Below are 346 nucleotides of genomic sequence, written 5' to 3' on the forward strand. Positions count from 1 at the left end.
ATCGTACGCGCTTTGCCCTGGTTAGTTGGATTCAAGGACTCCTTAAAGAAGATCTTCTTACTAAGGCGATCTTTTCTTTGGTGATGCTGGTAGTCTGCTTGGTGTTGGTGGCTGAGGTTTCGTATCCCGGCACTGATGCACTTGCATACTATATGGCACAACCCAAGCTGCTAGCAGCTTCCTCTAGGTTTATGGCTCTAAGAGAATTTGAAAACTTCTCACTACTCCCCTTCATTGCCGAAATACCTTATGCCCTGATGTATGCATTTGGAGGCGATACGATTGGACAGATTTCCTCCAAGCTATCCATTGGGCCAATTTTTCTGACCATATTGGCTTTGCTTTG

The 346-nt window shown here is 45.4% G+C and carries 1 protein-coding gene; it reads left to right on the forward strand.

Going from position 1 to position 346, the window contains the following annotated elements; all coding sequences use genetic code 11:
• On the forward strand, positions 1–346 hold a 346-nt coding region (locus ICN41_RS11260), incomplete at both ends, for a hypothetical protein (protein WP_216293021.1).

The sequence above is a fragment of the Polynucleobacter sp. 15G-AUS-farblos genome, assembly GCF_018882445.1.
Lineage (GTDB): Bacteria > Pseudomonadota > Gammaproteobacteria > Burkholderiales > Burkholderiaceae > Polynucleobacter.